Source organism: Myroides sp. WP-1, from assembly GCF_014145635.1.
Lineage (GTDB): Bacteria > Bacteroidota > Bacteroidia > Flavobacteriales > Flavobacteriaceae > Flavobacterium.
The window spans coordinates 21,895-44,472 of the sequence record NZ_JACHTC010000001.1; the positions used below are offsets into that span (position 1 = coordinate 21,895).

Annotated in this window: 20 protein-coding genes; 14 read left to right on the forward strand and 6 right to left on the reverse strand. The window is 37.0% G+C overall.

Annotation, left to right across the window (positions count from 1 at the left end):
* Window positions 1-9: 9 nt before the first annotated feature.
* Window positions 10-1,383: an MFS transporter gene (locus H4K33_RS00120; RefSeq protein WP_182646478.1), complete on the reverse strand. Its 1,374-nt coding sequence runs from the start codon at window positions 1,381-1,383 to the stop codon at window positions 10-12.
* A 79-nt stretch (window positions 1,384-1,462) separates the two neighbouring features.
* On the opposite strand from H4K33_RS00120, the gene H4K33_RS00125 reads away from it, so the two are divergent.
* The 4 genes from H4K33_RS00125 (at window position 1,463) to H4K33_RS00140 (ending at window position 5,214) form a co-directional block, all read left to right on the forward strand.
* Complete coding sequence (locus H4K33_RS00125) at window positions 1,463-2,323, forward strand: AraC family transcriptional regulator (protein WP_255493502.1); 861 nt, start codon at window positions 1,463-1,465, stop codon at window positions 2,321-2,323.
* Between the two features lie 357 nt (window positions 2,324-2,680).
* On the forward strand, window positions 2,681-3,109 hold the full coding sequence (locus H4K33_RS00130) for a hypothetical protein (RefSeq protein ID WP_182646480.1): 429 nt from the start codon (window positions 2,681-2,683) through the stop codon (window positions 3,107-3,109).
* A 198-nt stretch (window positions 3,110-3,307) separates the two neighbouring features.
* Window positions 3,308-4,609 (forward strand): adenylosuccinate synthase, encoded by a 1,302-nt coding sequence (locus tag H4K33_RS00135; RefSeq protein WP_182646481.1) that lies wholly within the window; start codon window positions 3,308-3,310, stop codon window positions 4,607-4,609.
* Between the two features lie 38 nt (window positions 4,610-4,647).
* Window positions 4,648-5,214 (forward strand): Crp/Fnr family transcriptional regulator, encoded by a 567-nt coding sequence (locus H4K33_RS00140; RefSeq protein ID WP_182646482.1) that lies wholly within the window; start codon window positions 4,648-4,650, stop codon window positions 5,212-5,214.
* Window positions 5,215-5,284: 70 nt separating this feature from the next.
* Here H4K33_RS00140 and H4K33_RS00145 read toward each other — a convergent pair whose 3' ends face one another.
* Genes H4K33_RS00145 through H4K33_RS00155 form a run of 3 tightly spaced genes read right to left on the reverse strand, consistent with a single transcriptional unit; the run spans window position 5,285 to window position 7,168 of the window.
* Entirely contained in the window at window positions 5,285-6,268 is a 984-nt protein-coding gene (locus H4K33_RS00145; protein WP_182646483.1) for an aldo/keto reductase, read from the reverse strand.
* Window positions 6,269-6,272: 4 nt separating this feature from the next.
* A complete protein-coding gene (locus H4K33_RS00150; RefSeq protein ID WP_182646484.1) occupies window positions 6,273-6,560 on the reverse strand; it encodes a putative quinol monooxygenase in 288 nt (95 codons plus the stop codon).
* A complete protein-coding gene (locus H4K33_RS00155; protein WP_182646485.1) occupies window positions 6,557-7,168 on the reverse strand; it encodes an NAD(P)H-dependent oxidoreductase in 612 nt (203 codons plus the stop codon). The genes H4K33_RS00150 and H4K33_RS00155 overlap by 4 nt, the downstream gene beginning before the upstream one ends.
* A gap of 153 nt (window positions 7,169-7,321) precedes the next feature.
* Between H4K33_RS00155 and H4K33_RS00160 the strand changes: the two genes are divergently transcribed.
* The 3 genes from H4K33_RS00160 to H4K33_RS00170 all read left to right on the forward strand — a co-directional run bounded on the left by H4K33_RS00160 (window position 7,322) and on the right by H4K33_RS00170 (window position 10,345).
* Window positions 7,322-8,224, forward strand: a complete 903-nt coding sequence (locus H4K33_RS00160; RefSeq protein ID WP_182646486.1) for a LysR family transcriptional regulator — start codon at window positions 7,322-7,324, stop codon at window positions 8,222-8,224.
* Between the two features lie 130 nt (window positions 8,225-8,354).
* The gene (locus H4K33_RS00165) at window positions 8,355-9,197 is read left to right on the forward strand and encodes an AraC family transcriptional regulator (RefSeq protein WP_182646487.1); all 843 of its coding nucleotides are present in this window, start codon (window positions 8,355-8,357) and stop codon (window positions 9,195-9,197) included.
* A gap of 89 nt (window positions 9,198-9,286) precedes the next feature.
* A complete protein-coding gene (locus H4K33_RS00170; RefSeq protein WP_182646488.1) occupies window positions 9,287-10,345 on the forward strand; it encodes an NAD(P)-dependent alcohol dehydrogenase in 1,059 nt (352 codons plus the stop codon).
* 114 nt (window positions 10,346-10,459) lie between these two features.
* On the opposite strand, the gene H4K33_RS00175 is transcribed toward H4K33_RS00170, so the two are convergent.
* The gene (locus H4K33_RS00175) at window positions 10,460-12,487 is read right to left on the reverse strand and encodes a tetratricopeptide repeat-containing sensor histidine kinase (protein WP_182646489.1); all 2,028 of its coding nucleotides are present in this window, start codon (window positions 12,485-12,487) and stop codon (window positions 10,460-10,462) included.
* A 492-nt stretch (window positions 12,488-12,979) separates the two neighbouring features.
* Here H4K33_RS00175 and H4K33_RS00180 point away from each other — a divergent pair, with 492 nt between their 5' ends.
* Window positions 12,980-14,671 carry a 3-ketosteroid-delta-1-dehydrogenase gene (locus H4K33_RS00180; protein ID WP_182646490.1) on the forward strand — a complete coding sequence of 564 codons (1,692 nt, stop codon included), beginning with the start codon at window positions 12,980-12,982 and terminating at the stop codon, window positions 14,669-14,671.
* A 140-nt stretch (window positions 14,672-14,811) separates the two neighbouring features.
* On the opposite strand, the gene H4K33_RS00185 is transcribed toward H4K33_RS00180, so the two are convergent.
* On the reverse strand, window positions 14,812-15,300 hold the full coding sequence (locus H4K33_RS00185; protein WP_182646491.1) for a GNAT family N-acetyltransferase: 489 nt from the start codon (window positions 15,298-15,300) through the stop codon (window positions 14,812-14,814).
* A 165-nt stretch (window positions 15,301-15,465) separates the two neighbouring features.
* On the opposite strand from H4K33_RS00185, the gene H4K33_RS00190 reads away from it, so the two are divergent.
* The 6 genes from H4K33_RS00190 (at window position 15,466) to kdpB (ending at window position 22,571) form a co-directional block, all read left to right on the forward strand.
* Window positions 15,466-16,815 carry a sigma-54 dependent transcriptional regulator gene (locus H4K33_RS00190; RefSeq protein ID WP_182646492.1) on the forward strand — a complete coding sequence of 450 codons (1,350 nt, stop codon included), beginning with the start codon at window positions 15,466-15,468 and terminating at the stop codon, window positions 16,813-16,815.
* A gap of 125 nt (window positions 16,816-16,940) precedes the next feature.
* The gene (locus H4K33_RS00195) at window positions 16,941-17,546 is read left to right on the forward strand and encodes a transcriptional regulator (protein ID WP_182646493.1); all 606 of its coding nucleotides are present in this window, start codon (window positions 16,941-16,943) and stop codon (window positions 17,544-17,546) included.
* A complete protein-coding gene (locus H4K33_RS00200) occupies window positions 17,534-18,244 on the forward strand; it encodes a DUF3307 domain-containing protein (protein WP_182646494.1) in 711 nt (236 codons plus the stop codon). Before H4K33_RS00195 ends, H4K33_RS00200 begins: the two co-directional genes overlap by 13 nt.
* A 434-nt stretch (window positions 18,245-18,678) precedes the next feature.
* Window positions 18,679-18,756: a K(+)-transporting ATPase subunit F gene (kdpF, locus tag H4K33_RS16650; RefSeq protein ID WP_182646779.1), complete on the forward strand. Its 78-nt coding sequence runs from the start codon at window positions 18,679-18,681 to the stop codon at window positions 18,754-18,756.
* A gap of 102 nt (window positions 18,757-18,858) precedes the next feature.
* Window positions 18,859-20,553, forward strand: coding sequence for a potassium-transporting ATPase subunit KdpA (gene kdpA, locus H4K33_RS00210; RefSeq protein WP_182646495.1), 1,695 nt, complete (start codon window positions 18,859-18,861; stop codon window positions 20,551-20,553).
* A 2-nt stretch (window positions 20,554-20,555) separates the two neighbouring features.
* Window positions 20,556-22,571, forward strand: a complete 2,016-nt coding sequence (kdpB, locus tag H4K33_RS00215) for a potassium-transporting ATPase subunit KdpB (RefSeq protein ID WP_182646496.1) — start codon at window positions 20,556-20,558, stop codon at window positions 22,569-22,571.
* Window positions 22,572-22,578: the final 7 nt, after the last annotated feature.

Genomic DNA, 22,578 nt, shown 5'->3' on the forward strand with positions numbered 1-22,578 from the left:
ACTATAGATTTAAGTGATTGTTTTTTTAAGTCGAAGGAAAAAGCCAAAACCGAAAAGTTGAACCAATCCAATAGTAACCAAGGCTAGGGCTAGTGCTGTTGAAAACCCCGCGATTTCAGCAGTGGAAAAAAATAAAGTGCCTATAATTGCACCACCCAATACGCTACCTACTTGCATAATGGTACTGACAATTCCCGATGCTTGTCCTGCTTGTTCTAAGGTAATGGTTCGAATGCTTTCGCGCATCATGACGGGCATGATAATCCCATGACCCAAACCAGCAAAGAAAAAGAGGAGGTGAGATGGTAGACTTGGTTGAGGTAGTACATAAAAAATATACCCCAATGCAAGAAAAGAAAAGAACAATAACCCCAAAGCGAGTTGAATCCAAAAGGTTGGTTTTTGAGGTATCTTAGCAAATACAATAGGCCCTAGAAAGAAACCAAAACCATAAGGAACAATCGCCAAACCTGCAGCTAATACATTCCAATGTAAATGTGTTTGTAGGTAGTAGGGATAGCAAATAAAAAGTCCCGCTGTAAAATTGTAGAACAAGATAATAGGTAAATTATGTGCAAAAGCTTTGTTTTGAATCAGTTGTATGGAAAGTAATACCGGTTGTTGACATTGTTCTTGTCTTTTTTCATACTGAATAAAACCTAAGAAGAGTACAAAGCTCAACCCAATACAAGCAAATATCCACCATGCCCATTGAAAGGTACGTCCATAAATTAAAGGAGTGATAAAACAAAGTAAACTACTGATAATTAAAAGTACACCGATGTAATCGAGTGGTTTTTTTTGCAATGGTTCGTCAGGCATATAAGTATAAATACCGTAGAGACAAAGAGCAGCTACAGGTACATTGATTAAAAAGATAATTTCCCATGTCATCCCCCAGATCGAAAAACCCAGTAGAAAGCCACCTAGTAATTGCCCTACAATAGCGGCTAATCCGAAAACAGAACCAAAAATACCCAAAGCCTTGGCTCGTTCATTTTCTTCAAATAACACTTTGATCGAGGCTAAAACTTGAGGAGCTAATAACGAAGCACCAACACCTTGTAAGAAACGAGAGAAGATCAACAGCTGTATGGTTGGTGAAAAAGCACACCCAATAGACGACCACAAAAAAATCCACAACCCCAAGGTAAAGATCTTTTTTCGCCCGTAGATATCACCTAGTTTTCCACTGCAGACAACTAAAGCGGCGTAGGTTAATCCGTAGATGGCAACAACCATTTGAAGTTGATGAGCACTAGCTTGAAGAGAATCTTCAATAGTGGGTAGAGCCATGTTGACAATGAAGTAATCTAATGGAGATAAGAAGGCACCTCCTACCAAATAACGCAGAATGATCCATCTGCTTTTATATAGACTCATATTGATATTTTTTATTTCTTTGCAAAGAAAACTTGATTAATACAAAATAATTTGTGTTTTAAAAGGTTTTTGTTGTTTTATGAATAAACGGATACCCCATATGGACTCTTTACTTGTTCGGCAAATGGAATGCTTAGAAGAGGCTTTAGTGATTCGCTCTAAAGCAGAGATCACCTTAGTTTACCTACTAGAAGGAAAGGGAACTGTACAATACGATGCACAAGAAATACCTTTTCAAAAAGGAAAGCTCTTTTTGATACCATTTGATACACTTTATAACTTTCAAAGTGAAGAGCGAAGTCGTTTTTTAGTGGTGGAATGTCCGCAGGCTTTGATTACGCAAATTCGCTTAGAAGCAGATCGCATTGAAACCTGCGATAATATGCATAAACTGACCTATATTACACATCATTTTCACACCAAAGCAGGGTGTGTTTTTAGAGATGAAGAAGACGGGCGTTTTGCAGCTCAATTATTACAAGGTATCGCAAGAGAGTATGACAGAGGAAATCACGAGTATTTAATAGTTAGACAATCTTTATCGATTTTACTTACTCTTGTTGCGCGCAATTTGATACAAGGTGATTTTGACGAACTAGGAGAAAATAAAAAAGTACAGGATGTCATGAAAATGATTACTTATGTACAGCAACATATTGCCCATCGGGAACGCTTATCGATTGAGTCTTTAGCACGCACTTTTGGAATGGCTAAAAGCTATTTGGGTGAATATTTTAAGAAGCAAGTAGGGATTTCACTTCAGGAATATATTGTAGATTACAAATTAAAGCTTGTTGAAATTCGCCTGAAACACAGTACAATGCGCTTAAAGGAAATTGCTTTTGAATTAGATTTTAACGATGAAAGTCACCTTTCTAAGCTTTTCAAAAAATACAAGGGCGTTACACCTTCAACGTATAGAGCAGTAAACAAGCAATAAATCAAATTGCCAAAAACACAATTGTATGCCGTTAGTATGTTCAACTAAAAACAGGTTGAAAAATCTGTAAAAGAGAATTAATCGAGAAGCTGAAGTAGTAAAATCGCTATGTAGGAATAAAGGAGGCTATTTTTTTCTCAACAGGAAAGTTAGTTGCCGCGATACCGTGTATTTCTTTCTTTTACAATTTTTCTTTTGCTTGTGGTTTTTTCAATTAAAATATGTTTTTAATGTTAAAAACAGTGAAATAAATGCATATAAATAGTTTTAGGTATATAGTTTTTGTGATTTATTTAAGTTTAATTTTTTGATTCATTACCTTTGTGTGATAAAGTAGTAACAAAAAAAAGGGAAATCATGATTAAAAAAATTGCAATTTATTCTTTTGTATTGGTTAGTAGCTTATTTGTTGGTGTTAGCTGTAGTAGTGATGACAACAAAGGAAGTGGTGGAGATGCAGATAATGGAGGAGGAAAAAAGGGCACTGCATCTGCTACAGTAGCAGGAACGTATATAGGAGCTTATGATTCTAATGAATTTAACAAGATTCTATTGGTAGAAGATTTGGGGAACAATAGAATTAGAATGAGTGGCAATGATCGAACACCTATTGAGATGAACGTTCAGTTTGTTTCCGAATATACAGATCACAGAGATGTAATGCATCAGACAGGAGAATTAGCTGGAGTGTTTATTTATTCAGCAGATTCCAAAACACTAAAATTTTCAGGAAGAAAAATAATGGAAAATCAAAGGCGTATTTCCTTTGAAGGGAAAAAGCAATAAGCGTAGTGTTTCGTTCGTTTTAAATTGCTTTACTTGTATTACAATAACCAAAAAACCAAAATGGAGAAGAAGGAAGACTTTTTAAGTCTTCCTTTTTTTTGCTATAGGCGTGCTTAAAAAGATTTTTTGTCATTTGGCAATTGCCTGTGTAAGGCATCAATTTACTTTTGTTGTTTAATTCTTTAAAGTTTGAACGATATGCGTATGGATATTTTAGTAGGTCTCCAATGGGGAGATGAAGGAAAGGGAAAATTTATTGATCACATTTGCAATCAGTATGATATTGTGGCTCGATTTAATGGTGGAGCAAATGCAGGGCATAGCATTTACTACAAGAACCACAAAGTAACCTTGAAGTTACTTCCTTCAGGTGTTTTTTATTCCAACATGGTAAATGTAATTGGAACAGGAGTTGTTGTTAACCCGATTCAATTGAAACAAGAAATTGAGCAGTTACAAGCTTTAGATCCTACTTTGGATGTACAAAAACGCTTGTTACTTTCAGCAAAAGCACATATAGTGCTTCCTACTTATCCGTATTTTGATCGATTGTATGAAGAACATCCACAGTTTAGAACGATAGGAACGACTAAAAACGGTATTGCACCTGCCTATGCAAATAAGATTTTGCGCCAAAATTTACGTTTGAGTGACATCTATCAACCTCAATTTGAGCAAGATCTTCACGCTATCACAACAAGACAGTATAAAGAACTACAGCAGTTTCAATGTGAATTACCTGCTTATGAGGTCTTGATAGAAGAGTTTTTACTCGCGGTTGAATTCTTAAAAAAGCTATTAATTGTCGATACCGAATTATACCTTAATCAAGCCTTAAAAGAAGGAAAAAAGGTGTTAGCTGAGGGAGCACAAGCCACGATGTTAGATATTGATCACGGTACATATCCTTATGTGACTTCATCGAGTACGATTGCTGGAGGAGCTTGTACGGGGTTAGGCGTATCACCTACTAAGGTTGGTGAAATTTTTGGAGTTACAAAAGCGTATACAACCCGTGTTGGCGAAGGTATTTTTCCTACGGAGTTGATGGACACTCAAGCAGAAGAATTACGCAACAAAGGGGGAGAGTTTGGCTCTAATACGAAACGCCCAAGACGAGTAGGTTGGTTGGATTTACCTGCATTAAAATATGCTGTTATGGTCAATGGGGTAACCCAATTAATTGTTACCAAGGGAGATATTCTCAGTGAAATGGAGGAGGTACCTGTTTGTATACACTATGAAGTGAAGGGTGAAAAACAATTGTATTTTGATGTTAACCAACGCGAACAAGAAATTCAACCCATCTACAAAAAAATGAAAGGATGGTCAGGAAGCTTTGAGACGATAGAAGATGACAGTCAGCTTCCACCTGCTTATCAAGCTTATATCGATTTCTTATCTCAAGCGCTAGAAGTACCTGTTACGTATTTGTCTACTGGACCAAAAAGAGAAGAAATTATTGCGTTGCGCGAGTCAAATAACAAACATATTGTATAACTTTAAGGTGGATTGAGAACGAGACTTTTAGCATTAGAATGGAAGAATTATTTACATATATAGAGAAATTTGCCAAACTTACAGAAGCAGAACGCGAACGCATTCAAGCAGTTTTCTCCTACAAAATAATCGAAAAAGGAGAGTATTTTGTAGAAAGTGGAAAAACGAGTCATTCCATTGCTTTTGTTGAATCAGGGGTTTTCCGATCACTGTACTACAACAAAAAGGGCGATGACTTTACGCGATACTTTATTTACGAAGGTCGTTTTGTAGGTGATTTACACAATTTTTTTATTCAAGCCCCGGCTAACGATTATATAGAGGCTATCACAGATGCCCGTGTTTGGAGCATTGATTATGCTGATTTTCATCAGTTGGAGAAAGAAATTACCGTTTGGCCGTTGTTGATGGCAAAGCTTCATGCTTTTGCCACAGAAAGCAAATTGAAAACTGCGAATACCATGCTGAATTTAGAAGCAAAAGAACGTTATTTACTTTTCTTGTCTCATTATCCCGGATTGGTTAATCGAGTGCCGATGAGCATGTTGGCTTCGTATTTGGGGATTACGTCATCTTCTTTAAGTCGAATTCGAAGAGGGGTATAAGTACCCTGTTTAAACCGTATAGTATAAATTAAAACCCACACTCTGTTATTTTGTGTGGGTTTTTTTAGTTTTAGATTTTAGCTAGTTCCGTTTGGATAAAACTCATTTCTTCTGGTGTTAAATGGATTTGTATCGCTTGTGCATTAGCACGGGCTTGTTCCGCGTTACGAGATCCTGCAAGAACTGAGGTAATACCCGGTTGCAGACTTGTCCAACGAAGTACGAGTTGTCCTATGGTTACTCCTTTTGCGTGTGCTAAGGGTTTTATTTTATCCAAAAACAAAGCTACTTGCTCTAGATTAAATTGCTGGAAGTACCCGTTTCGGTGATCATTGTCTTTTAATTGCCCTGAGGTGAAGTATTTTCCTGTGAGTAATCCTCGTTCCATCGGACTGTAAACGATAATACCCAACTGATGCTCTAAGGCGTACGGAACCAAGTCTTTTTCAATAGATCGGTTCAACATACTATATCCCATTTGATTACTTGCTATTTGCAGGGTTTTTCGCGCTTCTTCCACTTGATCTACGCTGTAGTTACTGACTGCAGCAGCGCGTATTTTACCTTGTTGAATCAACAAATCTAATGCTTCCATCGTTTCGTGAATTGGCGTTGTTTGATCTGGCCAATGCAATTGCAGCAAATCGATGTAGTCGGTTTGCATATGCGTTAAACTTTCCTCCACTTCTTTGATTACATTGGCTTTAGCTGCATACTTGTAAATGGGAATAGTTTTATTTCCTTCGTTTACATCAAAAAAGTGCTCTCCTCTTCCTTGATTGCTGCCGTCCCAGACCAAACCAAATTTGCTCAAAAGTTGTATTTTGCTTCGATCATATCCCTTTATGGCTTGACCAATCATTTCTTCACTCAGTCCAAAACCATAAAAGGGTGCCGTATCTATGGTTGTCACTCCATTTTCTATAGAAGCGCGAACAGATGCGATAGAGTCTTTTTGTTCATTTCCTCCCCATAAGGTTCCGCCAATGGCAAAAGCTCCATAAGCAATTGCGGATAGTTCTAATTCTGAATTTCCTAATTTTCTGTATTCCATTGTATTAAATTTTTGTGGTAATGTATAAGGTTGGTGCTTCTTGTAAAGCACTGTTAGCAAGTTGACCAAATTGCTTGATGTACGGTTGTTGATTGTGTAGGTCTAAACCTTTTTGGTCTTTCCAAATTTCGTAAAAAATAAAGGTGTTGGGATCCGTTTGGTCGAGGTGTAAATCATAGCGGATACACGCTTCTTCTTTTCTAGTCTCCTGAACCAAATACAAAAGAAAAGCGCGTACTTCTTCTTGATGAACTGTATGTGCTTTTATAATTGCGGTGATGTATATTTTCATTGTTTGCTTCTCTTTGGAAATGTTGCTTGAATATGTTGAATGTACGCTTCTTTATAGGCTTCTAATCGTTCTGGGGTACCGTTTTTTTCTAAATCGTGAAAGTGAAAACCTTCTAATCGCTTTAATCCAATAAATTGATTCATCTTGTGAAAACCAAATAATACTCCTGCATCTTCTGTATGCTCATCAAAGAATTCCCCCGCTAGGGTAAATGCTGTTTTGGGTGCATTCCACGAACTTGTTGCCATATAAAATTTTCCCTGCATTAATCCACCTGTGCCATAGTTTATAGCTGGGTTTTTTCGACTTCTCCCGTCACTAGCATAGATGCCGTTGTTATGACCTGCTGTCAAAACTTCATCTAGGTATTTCTTGACTCTATTGGGAATTTGAAACCACCATATCGGAAGGTGATACACTACAACATCTGCCCATTTGAAATTTGCTACTTCACCCTCTAAATCATAGTCGTCATTAATATTTGTTTGACGCACTTCATAACCTTGTGCGATTAAAGTTTCTGTTGTCCATGAAGTAAGCGTATGATTGAATAATCCACCAGAATGAGCAAAGGTTTGTCCACCATTTAGAATAAAAATCTTTTTCATAAATATTATTTTAATTATTGATAATGCAAAGTTCTATCATATTATTGCATTATTAAAATAACTTATATTATAGTAATGTATAATAAAAATTATAGATTATTTGTCTTTTGTCTGTGATTTACCCTTATTTTTGTAAGACAAAAAAGATAAATTATGCGTTGGAATTTAGAATGGATTAGAACATTTAAAGCGATATATGAAACGGGAACGCTATCGGCAGCAGCTCAAGAATTGTTTATTTCTCAGCCCGGGGTTAGTTTGCATTTAAATTCATTAGAGGCATACACTGGATATAAATTGTTTGATCGCGCTGCGCGTAAAATGGTTCCTACAGAAAAGGGAAAGATATTGTACAACTTTGTCATTGAACCTTTGAATAAAATGGAAGTAGCAGAGCAGCATTTCCACAAGCGTTCTCAAGAAGATCGAACGACAATTAGTGTGGGAATGTGTTTTGAAACGTTTCAATATACCTTGGAGGAACACATTGCAAAATTGCCTTTCAATTTAATTATCAAGTTTGGAGAGTATCCACAAATGCAACAAGATTTAGATCATGGGTTATTGGATTTGATTATTACCCCTCAAAAAGGAAACCAACCAAACTTGATGTATGAAGCTTTTTCGAAAGAGCGCTTAGTGTTAATTGCGGGTAGTGAAACGGATACTGCAGGAGTGTTAGATCTATTAGAGGCTAATGACATCAAGGGAGTAGCAAATTTACTAAAAGAGCAATTGTGGTATAGTACGGCGGCAGATATGGAGCACCTAAAGAATTTTTGGACCAAACACTTTGGTTTACATCCTGATTTTAGTCCGAATTACATTGTGCCCAATATCAGTTCTATTATTCGTTGTTTAAGTGGGGGAAAGGGATTTTCTGTTGTGCCTGATTTTCTATGTAGAGAAGCCATGGACAGCAAAAAGATTCAGCTCGTTTGGGAAGGGCAAACTCCCTTGGAGAACACCTTGTATTTCGGAACACGCAAAAAAACCATATATACAGAAGAAATCCAGCAACTTCAAGTGTTATTAAAAGAGAAATGGAAGGTATAGTAAAAAATAGTTTAGACTTGTCTTAGTGGTTTTTTTGTAAAAATGAGCTTTTGAGAAAAGATAAATGAGCCATACAGCAAAATAAAATGCACTCCTTTTTGTATATTTATATCTTATTAAATAGCGTAAAATGGAAACCAGCACAACATTAAAAACCATGAGTTATTCTGGTATTTTTCTTTCTTGTTATTCGGATTTTAGCGAGAAGTGTATTCACGCTACACCTGAACATGTATTAGTGTATGTCTATTCCGGGGAACAAATCATTGAAGACAGAACCAAACGGATCATTGTGAAAGCAGGTCAATGTGTTTTTATTCGACGAAACCATCAATTGACGATGTACAAGAACAGTTGTGGTAACGAACATTACAAAGGCATCTCGTTGGCTTTCAATCGCAATGTATTGCGTGAGTTTTACAGTAAATTAGATAAAAAGGTATTGCCTAGCAAGGTGACAATCTCAGATAAAAATGTATTTGCCATTGAAAAACGTCCTGACATTACCAGTTTGTTTGAATCGCTCACCCCATATTTTGATCAACATATCCAACCAAGTAAAGAGGTGGTTCACCTTAAATTACTAGAGGGTATCTATGCTTTACTCCATCATTCTCCTGTTTACTATCCTTTGCTTTTTGATTTTACAGAACCTTGGAAGATTGATATTCTAGACTTTCTAAATGAACACTACCAAGATGAATTGACTATTGAAGAGATTGCTAAATATACCGGACGTAGTTTAGCTACATTTAAAAGAGATTTTAAGAAGATTAGTGCGCTTACACCTCAAAAGTGGATCATGAAAAAAAGATTGGAAGCCGCTTACATGCGACTGAAAGAAGGACAGGAAAGGGTACAAGATGTATATTGGAAAGTTGGGTTTAAAAATGCTTCTCATTTTTCTACTGCATTTAAAAGGCATTATGGATTAGCTCCAACAGAGATTCAATTGAGCCTTAGCGCAAAGTAAATTGACCCTCGTACCAAGATCGTTGTCACGAATACGGTTTACTTTTACAACAATTAAAAAAAGAGTTTAAATAGATAAAAAAAGAGCACATGAATACAACAGCTGTAAAGGCATTTGGTACTACCGCACCAGATGCAGATTTAAAACAAATGAATATCAATCGTAGAGCGGTAACGGCAAAAGATGTAGCCATTGATATTTTATATTGTGGAGTATGCCATTCCGATTTACACACTGCTCGAAATGAATGGGGAGGTACTCAATATCCCAACGTTCCGGGTCATGAAATCGTGGGACGTGTTACACAAGTAGGTAGTGAAGTTACTAAATTTAAGGTAGGTGATCTTGTTGGGGTTGGTTGTATGGTCGATAGCTGTCGCACATGCGAAAGTTGTAAGGAAGGACTAGAGCAATATTGTGAAAACGGCAATATTGGAACATATAATAGTCCGGATGTTCACTTAAATCAACAAACCTTTGGCGGATATTCTGAAGCTGTTGTAGTGGATGAAGATTTCGTATTACGCGTTCCAGAAAATTTAGATTTGGCAGCAACGGCACCTTTACTTTGCGCGGGTATTACGACTTTTTCTCCTTTGCGACATGCAAATGTTGGACCAGGACAAAAAGTGGGTATTGTAGGAATCGGAGGATTAGGACACATGGCGGTTAAAATTGCCAAAGCTATGGGAGCAACGGTTGTTGTAATTACAACTTCTCAATCTAAAGTAGAAGATGCCAAACGCCTAGGTGCGGATGAAGTTATTTTATCTACTGATAAAGAACAAATGAAAGAAAATGCTCATACGCTGCACTTTATTCTCGATTGTGTTTCTGCTCAACATGATATCAATGCGTATATTAACTTGCTGAAAAGAGATGGTAAATTAACACTAGTTGGTGCGCCAGAACACCCGCTTCCAGTAGCAGCTTTTAGCTTGATTATGAATCGAATTAGCTTCTCAGGTTCGTTAATTGGCGGTATTGCTCAAACTCAAGAAATGCTAGACTTCTGCGGTAAACACAATATTACTTCTGATATTGAATTAATTCAAATGCAAGACATTAACAAAGCCTATGATCGCCTACTTAAAGGAGATGTTAAGTATCGCTTTGTAATTGATATGGCTTCATTGAAAAGTAACTAACATAAAAAAGGATCTCTACCAAGAGATCCTTTTTTTATTAATGAGCTATTTAAATTTTAATTCGCTTTGCAAAAAAATAAGAGACTCTCGTTTCAGAGTTACACATGTTAATCGTTAAGGAGCAAAATAAGGAATGTATAAGTTGATTACCGTTCCTTTATTGAGTGCAGAATCAATGTGTATCTCAGCTTTTATTTGTTCCGCACGCTCAAATATATTGGCAATCCCCATTCCTTTTGAACTGATCTCTTCGAATCCAATACCGTTATCTTGTATCGTGACTTTTATTTTAGAATCATTTTCTATAAGCGTGAATGAGACATAACAGCGTGTTGCTTTAGAGTATTTGTTTATATTTTGAAGTGCTTCCCGCAAGATGTAATACAAGTTGGTCTTGGTAGTAGCGTCTAAGATTTCAAAGTTAATTTGTGCATTATAATCAACTGAAAACTTGGTATGCCACGCATTGACTTGAAAGGATACTAAATCAGATACCAAGTGCTTAAATTGGTTTTCAACGAATAGGTTATTATCTAGTAAGGCATGTGAAATGTCGCGCGTATTACTTTCTAGTTTTTGCAATTCATTGATTAATAAGTTTTTAGTTACGATGTCTGGAATATCTAGGAGCTGTAAGTGAAAGCGTATACCAAAGATAGAATTAACGATACCATCGTGTAAATTTTTAGCAATTCTGTTGCGTTCTTTCTTTTTGATATCGCGTGCAATTAAGTTGCGTTCAATAATTAATTCATCAATGCTTTCGTTGGCTTTTCGCTGTGCTTTGATCAATAGAAGTTCTTTATCTTTAATTTTTAGTTGGAATCGAAACACGCTGATTATCAGTATAAAAAGTAAGCTTAGCCCAATGAGGATAATCGTAAAGATCAGTTCCCTGAGCTTGTGATTTTCTGCTTCGATCACTTCTGTTTCATATGCAATTCGCGCAAAGGTATTACGCGTTTGATTTTCTTGATTGGTCAGTGCTTGTCTCAGTTTTATTAACTGTCGGACTTGGTCTTTTTTCTGATAGTCTTCGTGGGTAAGTAAAAACTCTAATGCCTGTACTTGTTGAGGTAATACTTGATGTCTAGAGGCATTCGTATAGGCAACCTCAGCCCATTGGTTCGATACTTCTTGATTGTCTTCCAGTTGATACAGATGAGCAAGATCCATAGCGGTGTAAAACATGCGAAAAGAATTACCTAAGATGGAATCGTCCTTAAAACTTTGTTCTACTTCTTTGATATAAAGACTATTGCCTGTTAATCGATAGTTACACTGTGCCAATCTATTGCGCAAGAAAGACACAAGCATAATAGGGGTGTCTTTTTCCAAGTATTTCTGTCCCTCTACGACATAAGCTTTTGCCTCGTTGAATTTACCCTGATTGTAACATACCTCTGCTAAATTACCATAGGCATTGCCGATCGCCATCTTAGCGCGTTTAGCGTCTAGTATTTTATATTTTGATAGATCAAGTAATATTTGATCAACTGCGGTTTTTAAGTAAACTTCTGCTTCTGTATAATTCTTGCGCTCCATTAAACACAATCCCATTAACTGATTGGCTTCGAAATTAACAGGGTTATAAGGAGCTTGATTTAATAACAATAAGGCTTGAGATACTTTGGACTCACTTTCCATATTTAATCCCATCTCAAACAATAATCGCGCTTGGTAGAACTTGGTTTCTCCTACTTTAATAGAATCCTGTAGTTCCTTATATACATTCTCTGTTTTGATATAGTAGTAAAAGGTACTATCTAATTGATAACTATCGTGATAGTACATGCCAATACTGTTATATGTATTGGCTAAAGTTGATAAGTCATTTTTCTTGGTAGCATAAGCAATACTCTTTTGTGCTAGTTTGCGGAAATTAACAGAGTCTAGTGTCCAACGAAGTAATTGTAAGGTGCTGTCAATAACATGTCGATTGGACGCTGTATTACTTAATGTTAATGCATATTGTACTGGTTCTGCAAGTGTTTGAGCTAAACTGTCTTTATACTGCTCGTCGTGTTGTACTGCATAGAGTTGATCAATATCGATAGGTGTGTTGAGATGCTTTGGTGTACAATGAAGTAAACTAAAAAGTGCAAGGAAAAGAAGAAAATAGATTAAAACATTGTTTTTCATAAAAAAGAAAAATAAACCTTGTAAATATAATGAAGTTTTACTGATTGATTGATAGAAAGTTGTGAATTTTACTCCTTTTCATATTGTTTTTTAAAAGAAGAACTATAGAATAAGAAATTGTGCTTGTTTTTATTGGTAAAGGGATGGTAAAGGGATGATGAATAGGGGAGAACTTAGGAAGGAGAAAGATTTCTTGAAAAGAAAGAATCAATACTTTTTCTATAAGTACTTGTCGTTAACTTTTTGGAAATGTGCGCTTTATGTTGTATCTTAGTGAGTAAAGGACTGATTATAACAAGGGAACAAGTTGAATGCTATTCACAATGCGTAGGTATGTTGAAGAGCATCAATTTTAGAAAAGACCTCTTTAGAATAAGCACAAACCTTTGTTGAGGTTTGATATACCTGAATGCAAAGAGCAAAAGAGCAAACTGCACGAAACAACGCCTTGTAAAAGCAAATACATTAATCCTATCATTTAACAGAAGAAACATGAAGAAAACAAAAGCACTAGGCCCTATATTAGAGGAACAGACTGTAGATTTACTTGTCGTCGGATCTGGAACAGGTTTAACAGCAGCGCTTGCTGCGCACGAATTTGGACTCTCAACACTTGTGATTGAAAAAACACCATACGTTGGGGGTTCCACAGCACTTTCGGGAGGAGCATTTTGGATTCCAGGGAATCAAGTACTGCAGAAAGATGGATCTAAAGACCAAGTAAAAGAGGGAGAGAAATATTTAGATGCCGTAGTTAATAGAGACTGTCCAACGGCTCGATGGCAAGCTTTTTTACAAGAAGGAAATGCTACTATTGCAATGTTGTATCGTCAAACTGCCCTGAAGTTCTTTTGGGCGAAAGGATATTCCGATTATCACCCAGAAAATCCAGGAGGATCAGCTATGGGGAGAACTTGTGAATCCAAACCTTTCAATTTAAATCGCCTAGGAGTTGAAAAAGAACGTTTCCGATATGGGAAAATGGAAGCTCCTTTACCCATGCCTGTTACGGGATATGACTACAAATGGATTAATTTAATGTTGAAAAAACCCTTAAAGGCTTTTCCAATTATATTGAAGCGCTTGTTTCAAGGGGTTGGAGGACTTTTGATAGGTAAAAAACTAGTAGCAGGTGGACAGGCTATTGCAGCGGGTATGTTTGATGGGGTCATTCGAGCGGGTATTCCAGTGTATACTCAGGCAAGTTTGACTTCTCTTCTCTATGATGGAACTCGTGTTACTGGAGCTGTCGTAAAGCAAAATGGCAAAGATGTAACGATTCACGCTAGAAAAGGTGTGATTTTAGCTGCTGGAGGTTTTGATCACAATATGCCTATGCGTCAGCATTATCAATCTCCTAATTTGGTTGCTAATTTGAGTTTGGGAGCGGAAGGGAATACGGGAGATGCTATTACTATGGCAGAACACTTGGGAGGAATGCTTGATAATATGAAAGAATCTTGGTGGTTTCCTGCCGTAGCACCACTAAAGAAAGGTGGGGATCCTCAAGTATTGTTGGCAGAACGCTCTCTTCCTGGAAGTTTTATGATTAATGCCAAAGGAAAGCGATTTATCAATGAAGCAACGGATTATATGACGTTTGGGCAGACTTTACTCAAACTCGAACAAGAGCAGCAAGCTGTAGGTGAAATGTGGCTTATTTTTGACCAAAAATATAGAAATCAATATCTTTTGGCAGGTGCTGTATTCCCCATGATGAATATTCCAAAAGAATGGTATGAGGCTAAAATTGCTTTTAAGGCTCATGACGCAGAAGATTTAGCCAAGCAAATGGGTATATCTGAAAAAATATTTACTGAAACTTACCAGCGTTTTAATACTTTAGCACAAAAGGGACGCGATGAGGATTTTCATAAAGGCGACAGCGCCTATGACCAGTATTATGGAGATCCAACAGTTAAACCTAACCCGTGTTTACGCCCTTTAAAAGGAAAATTATATGCGGTAAAAGTGGTGCTCTCTGATTTGGGAACTTGTGGTGGATTAATGACGGATGAACATGGTATAGTATTGCGTGAAAATCAGCAAAAGATAGATGGACTTTACGCCATTGGAAATACAGCAGCTAACGTTTTTGGACAAGTATATCCAGGAGCAGGAGCAACCATCGGCCAAGGAATGGTATTTGGCTATATCGCCGCTAAACACGCCGCAAGTGTATAAAAAATGCAACACAAACAGCCGATGTAGTTGACCTAAATTAAGAAGAAGATTAGGAAACAATGAAAATATAAAAATGTAAAAAGCCAATTCTAGATCAGGATTGGCTTTTTCTGTCTGATGATCACCTGTCAACGACTAATTTATTGTCCTTTTTTTAAAATTAATTTCTCTGTAGGTAAGCCATCTTCTTCACCAACGAAGTAACTTTTAAACCCAAATTTTTCTAGTAGCTTTTTAGAAGCAAGATTGGCTGGATCAATTAATCCAATGATAGGAGTTGAAGGATGTGTGCGTTCAGCAATAGCCAATAAAGCTTTGCATATTTTTGTACCATAGCCCTTTCCCCAATATTTTTCTTGAAGAATATAGCCGATTTCTAATTGCGTATTATCGCGTTTGTTCCACTCCATTTTTCCATCGCCTAAATAGATTCCTTGATCGTATATTTTGAAATAACCCAATGCCGGATCGATTGCATTGACCTCGAGAATGGAGTCGAATTTTTTTCTTGCTTGTTCTTCCGTTAGGCCTTGACCTGATACATAACGCATGACGTTATCATCTTGTACAAGAGAATAAAAAACAGCAAAATCAGCAGCTGTATATCGGATAAGTTGAAAGGCTTCCATAGGTTGTTTTAAAAATAGAAACAAAGATAAGATTTTGAAGAGATAAGAAAAAGAAGGAGTTAAAAGATATATACTAAAAATAGTAAACTTCCATCTTGTTGATAAACTTCGCACTATAGTTGAAGATTGTTTTATACCTTTAACTTTCTTAAAAATGGTTGTCGTATGGTGCAGTCTAAAATACTTATTATTGATGATGAAGATAAATTGCGCAAGCTTTTATCTCGAATTATAGAACTAGAAGGCTTTGAAGTATATCAGGCCGAAAATGTAAAAGTCGGAACGAAAAAATTAGCACAATATCCTATTGATGTTGTGCTTTGTGATGTTAAGTTACCCGATGGTAATGGTGTTGCTTTTGTAGAACAAATTAAATTGGCTCATCCTACCGTTGAGGTTATTCTCCTTACCGCCTATGGAAATATTCCCGATGGGGTACAAGCCATAAAAAATGGCGCTTTTGATTATATCACGAAGGGAGACGACAATAATAAGATATTGCCACTGTTATACCGGGCACTAGAAAGGGTAAAGATCAATCGCAACTTGGAGCAAACAAAAGGAGAGCATTCAACACAAACGCATAGTTTTGATCAGATCACGGGGCAATCTATGCCTTTAATGGCCGCGATTAACTTAGCAAAACGAGTGGCACCAACGCAAGCAACTGTTTTGCTTACCGGAGAAACGGGCACGGGAAAAGAGGTATTTGCTCAAGCAATTCATCGAGCTAGTACAAGGGCGAATTCAACTTTTGTTGCACTCAACTGTTCTGCTATTAGCAAGGATCTATTGGAGAGTGAATTGTTTGGTCATAAAGCGGGTTCTTTTACCAATGCCATGAAAGATCAAAAAGGACTATTTGAAGAAGCACATCAAGGAACATTGTTTTTGGATGAAATAGGTGAAATGCCCATACTCTTACAAGCCAAGTTACTTCGTGTACTTGAAACGGGTGAATTCTTAAAAGTAGGAGATACTAAACCAACCAAAGTAGATGTTCGAATTATAGCGGCTACGAATAGGGCGTTTGATGTAGTTATAAAAGAAGGGTTGTTTAGAGAAGATCTCTATTACCGTCTATCTGTATTTGAGATTCACTTACCTCCTCTACGAGAACGTATAGAGGATATCCCTTTGTTGGCAGAGCGATTTAGATCCTTTTTTACTCAAGAGCAAAGCAATGGAGTGCAATCGATCGCCAAAGAAGCATTGGATGCTTTAAAGCATTACGCTTGGCCCGGAAATAGCAGAGAATTGCGCAATGCTATAGAACGTGCCTCAATATTGTGTACACAGACTGAAATACAACTCGCTGATCTGCCATATGAAATACAACAGCAAGGAGCAACTGCCCCAAATGGAAATACGGCTCTAGATTTGGCAACTGTAGAAAAATTACATATTCAACGAGTATTGCAACATACGAAAGGTAATAAAACCAAAACAGCCGAATTACTCGGTATTGCCTTAACTACTTTGTATCGCAAAATGACAGAATATCACATCACCTAAAATAAGAACAGTGAAGTTGGCCTAAAAAAGCCAAGTTTACAAAATTGGTCTAAAAAGGCCAATTTTATGAAATTGGCCTTTTTAGACCAATTTTTTAGTATATTTGTAGGTATAGAGGAAAAAATATGATAGCAGTAATAACGGGAGACATTGTAAATTCAAGAAAAGTTAGTCCTAACGATTGGCAACCTCGACTGAAATCTTTTTTAGAAAGTCAAATTGACGATGCTTCTAAATGGGATATCTATAGAGGAGATAGTTTTCAGATCGAAACCTCGGTAGACACGGTTTTGGAACTTGTACTAATGATCAAAGCTTTAATTAAACACAGTAATAACCTCGATGTTAGAATGAGCATCGGTATAGGGGAACAAAGTTACACCTCGGAAAACGTAAAAGAATCTTATGGTCCAGCCTTTATTTATTCTGGTGAAGCTTTTGAAGAATTAAAGGATAAAACGCTGCATATTAAAACGACAAATAAGGATTTTGATGATTATTTTTATCCCATCTTGAGATTGGTTAGCTTTATTGCAGATCAATGGAAACCCGCAACGGCCGAAACTGTATTCTACGCTTTACACAATAAAAATATGCTGCAAAAAGAAATTGCAGTATTGATGAATAAGGATAGTACCACAATCAATAAAGCGCTGAAAAGAGCAGCCTACGATGAAATTAATGATGTATTAAAACTATATACTAATAAAGTAAAACAATGCTTCTCTTAACTATAAAAATCGTACTGGCGCATCTACTTGGCGATTTTGTTCTACAAACAGATCAAATGGTAAGGGAGATCAAGGATAAAGGAATACGATCGCGTTTTCTTTTTATCCATGTCCTCATTCACCTGATGCTGCTATTGCTTGTCACTGGGTTTGAACGTACGTTCATCTTAGGTGTATGGATGTTGGCGATCTCTCACCTGATAATCGATGTATTCACTAAAACGTATCTGACACAAAAAATAAGCGGAATTAAGGTTCTATTGATTGATCAAGGACTTCATGGATTAAGTATTGCAGGATTTATCTATTATTATACTCCTTATACGGTAGATTGGTCCCTGTTGATAGGAAAGAACGCTTTAGTTTTATATAGTGCCTTGGTGTTATTGATTTACGTTTCACCTATTGTCATCAAAAAAATTATTGAACAATTTTCTTTCACCGTACCCAATAACGGCTTGGATAATGCTGGTAAATACATCGGTATTTTAGAGCGTTTATTTATCTTTTTATTTGTTGTATTTCAACGATGGGAAGGTATTGGCTTCTTATTAGCTGCTAAATCTATTTTTAGGTTTGGCGACTTAAAAGCAAATAAAGAAATAAAACTAACAGAGTATATCTTAATAGGCACTTTGTTAAGTTTTGGTTTAGGCATTGGTATCGCTTTACTCTATCGCTTTATTGTTGCGCTATAACAACCAATACTCCATTTAGTTCAGCAATAAATACGCTAAGAAGAGGTTCTAGCTGTGCGAATCCCTATCATTTTGAACGACATAAAAAATAAACCCTATCATTTTGATAGGGTTTATTTTTTGGTATATGTAGTGTTTTTTGTATAAACATTTGATTAGTAGTAGATTATATGTAATGTGCCAAATTTGGTACGCTATTCGCCTATTCTTGAACAAAACAAATCAAAATGAAAACACAAGCAATGACCCAGCGCAGTAGGCGAAACTACCTATTGCTATGCAACCAAATCTCAGCGTTAAGCGCAAGAACTAATCAAATTAATCTAAATCCTTAACTCATGACCTTTTTAGCGTGCATCGTTTTAGGCATTGTATGTTTTGTGTTGTTTTACAAGGCCATACAATTTTTTGAAAACTTATAAAATTCAACCCTCATGATTGTATTATTAATTATAGCCCTGGCAGTATTTGCCTATCTGTGTTATGTCTTACTCAAACCAGAAAAATTTTAAAAATACCGTCAAGGAAATTGGCGTAGCAGTTTTAGTCTTTACGATGATTTATGGCATCGTATATCTCATTCATCAGATTGTAGTATTAATTGATTAAGTAAAATGAATACAGAAGTAATTGGGATTATAGTCACCTTTTTAGTGGCTATTGGAATTTCCATTCCCTTGGGAAAATATATCGCAAAAGTCTATGGAGGTCAATCTACTTGCTTAGATCGTCTCTTGACTCCTATAGAAAATTTACTCTATACAAGCAGTAAAATAAAACCAGAAGAAGGAATGAACTGGAAACAGCATTTAGTAGCTCTGCTAACGATTAATGCTGTTTGGTTTGTCATCGGATTTATTTTGTTAGTCACACAGGGATCACTGCCCTTAAATCCGGATAACAATCCGAGTATGTCGCCAGATTTAGCTTTTAATACTATTATTTCTTTCTTAGTAAACTGCAACTTGCAACACTATGCTGGAGAAACAGGAGTAACCTATCTTACACAAATGGTATTGATGTTTCTGCAATTTGTTAGTGCTGCAACAGGAATGGCAGCTGCGGTTGTAGTATTTGAAGCATTTAAGCACAAAACAACTACTGTATTAGGTAATTTCTATGTGTATTTTGTAAAATCATTAACTCGTATTTTGTTGCCTCTAAGTTTTATTGTTGCAGTAATTTTGATTTTTCAAGGCACACCAATGACCTTTGAAGGCAAGGATAGCATCACAGGTATAGAAGGGCAACAGGTTGAGGTTTCTCGTGGTCCAGCGGCAGCATTTATTGCAATTAAACACTTGGGAACAAATGGTGGAGGATTCTTCGGAACCAATTCAGCACACCCCCTTGAAAACCCAACCTACGTGACCAATATGATTGAAATGATTGCTCAATTGATCATTCCTTTAGCTATGGTATTTGCCTTTGGTTATTACATCAATCGCAAGCGTTTCTCTTGGATGATCTTTGGCGTAATGACTTTAGGGTTCATATGTTTAGCAATTCCCAATGTCGTAATGGAAGCAAATGGCAATCCGAATATTACTGCCATGGGTATTGACAATTCTTTAGGTGCAATGGAAGGAAAAGAAGTGCGAATCGGAGCTACTTCTTCTGGTTTTTGGAGTATTGTAACAACTGTGATCTCTACTGGTTCGGTGAATGCCATGCACGATAGTACAATGCCTTTGTCGGGAATGAATCAATTGTTAGCTATGATGATCAACTCTTTTTATGGTGGAGTGGGAGTTGGCATACTCAATTTCTTTGTTTTCATCGTACTAGCTGTATTTATTAGTGGATTAATGGTTGGAAGGACACCCGAACTATTTGGTAAGAAAATAGAAGCTAAAGAAATGAAAATCGCCATGGTTATAGCTCTTATTCACCCGCTTTTAATTCTGAGCAGTACGGCTTTGGGTGTCGCTTTTCCATCGATGACACAAGATACGTTAAACAATCCGTCGTTTCACGGATTTAGTGAAATACTCTATGAGTACACCTCAGCTGCCGCTAATAATGGAAGCGGATTTGAAGGTCTAGCAGACAATACGCTATGGTGGAATTTCTCTACAGGTATTGTCCTGTTACTAGGGCGTTTTCTCCCGATTATTGGACCCGTTGCCCTCGCTGGTTTCTTAGCTCAAAAGAACTATGTGCCTGAGAGTGCAGGTACTTTAGCTACTGATACCGCGACGTTTGGAACCATTGTATTAACCGTGATCTTACTTGTAGCCGCTTTAGCATTCTTCCCCGTTTTAACTTTAGGACCTATTGCGGATTACTTTACCTTAACAAGTTTATAAAAATGACAACTCAAAATAATAAAGCCCTTTTTCAAAAAGAGGCAGTAAAGAAAGCGATTAAAGAAGCTTTTGTCAAATTGGATCCCAGAACACTCTGTAAAAACCCCGTTATGTTTACGGTAGAAATAGGAACAGCCATTGTGCTTGGTGTGTGTATTTGGGTGTTAACTGGTGAAACAAACCAAGGGAGTTTTGGTTATAATTTTACGCTATTCGCTATCTTACTCCTTACGTTGTTATTTGCCAATTTTGCGGAAGCTATAGCTGAAGCAAGAGGAAAAGCACAAGCTGATAGTTTGCGTAAAACAAGAGAAGAAACTCCCGCAACCTTAGAAGACGGTCATATAATTTCTTCTTCTGAACTAAAGAAAGGAATGATCTTTTGTTGTGTTGCAGGTGATGTTATTCCTGCAGATGGTGAGATTGTCGAAGGATTGGCTACCATTGATGAAAGTGCTATTACAGGCGAAAGTGCACCTGTAATTCGAGAGGCTGGAGGAGACAAGAGTTCCGTAACGGGAGGTACAAAAGTCTTGTCCGATCGAATTCTAGTAAAAGTAACTGCTCAAGCAGGAGAAAGTTTCTTGGATAAGATGATCGCTTTAGTAGAAGGAGCCAACAGACAAAAATCGCCTAATGAAATAGCGTTAACTATTTTACTAGCAGGATTTACTCTCGTGTTTACCTTGGTGGTTATTACCCTTAAACCCTTTGCTGACTTTGCCAATGTAACCATTACTATAGGGGCGTTAATTTCGTTGTATGTATGTTTAATTCCCACTACAATTGGAGGGTTATTATCTGCTATTGGTATAGCGGGAATGGATCGTGCATTACGAGCTAATGTCATTACCAAAAGTGGAAAGGCAGTTGAAACAGCGGGTGATATTGACGTATTGTTATTAGATAAAACAGGAACCATTACCATAGGTAACCGCAAGGCGACCAACTTCCATCCAGCGGAAGGCGTGGAACGAGCAATATTAATAAAAGCCGCAGTATTGAGTTCATTGAGTGACGACACACCAGAAGGAAAATCAATTATAGAACTCGCACAAGTAGATCCAAGCGATTTTGTTTTGAACAATCCTCATTTTATCTCTTTTACAGCCGAGACGAGAAGTTCTGGTATTGATTATGACGATATCCGCATTAGAAAAGGCGCTGTTGATGCAATAAAAAACAAGTGTATACAAGCGGGACACATTTTCCCGCAAGGAGTAGATGACTGTGTTAGGCAAGTAGCTGAAAATGGAGGTACCCCTTTGGTTGTGGCACAAAATGAGCAGGTGTTAGGAGTAATTGAATTGCAAGATATTATTAAACCTGGTATTCAAGAGCGCTTCGCTCGATTGAGAAAAATGGGGATCAAAACGGTCATGGTTACTGGTGATAATCCCATGACTGCAAACTATATCGCAACAAAAGCAGGTGTGGATGATTTTATCGCTGAGGCAAAACCCGAAGATAAGATGAATTACATCAAACAAGAGCAAACACAAGGACGATTAGTCGCTATGATGGGAGATGGAACAAATGATGCACCAGCCTTAGCACAAGCTAATGTGGGAGTTGCGATGAATAGTGGTACACAAGCTGCCAAGGAAGCGGGGAATATGGTCGATTTAGATAATGATCCAACGAAGTTGATTGAAGTTGTCGAAATAGGAAAGCAGCTGTTGATGACTAGAGGAACGTTAACCACTTTTAGCATTGCCAATGATGTCGCTAAATACTTTGCTATTATTCCCGCTTTGTTTATTACATCGATTCCCGCCTTACAAGGGTTGAATGTGATGCACTTGCACAGCCCTCAAAGTGCTATTCTATCGGCTGTAATTTTCAATGCTATTATTATTCCTTTTCTAATTCCATTAGCGCTGAAAGGTGTAGCTTATAAACCGATTGGAGCCAGTGCGCTATTGCGTCGAAATTTATTGATCTACGGATTAGGAGGGGTTATTGTTCCTTTTATTGGAATTAAACTAATTGACCTTTTTGTTTCATTTTTTATTTAGTAAGTCT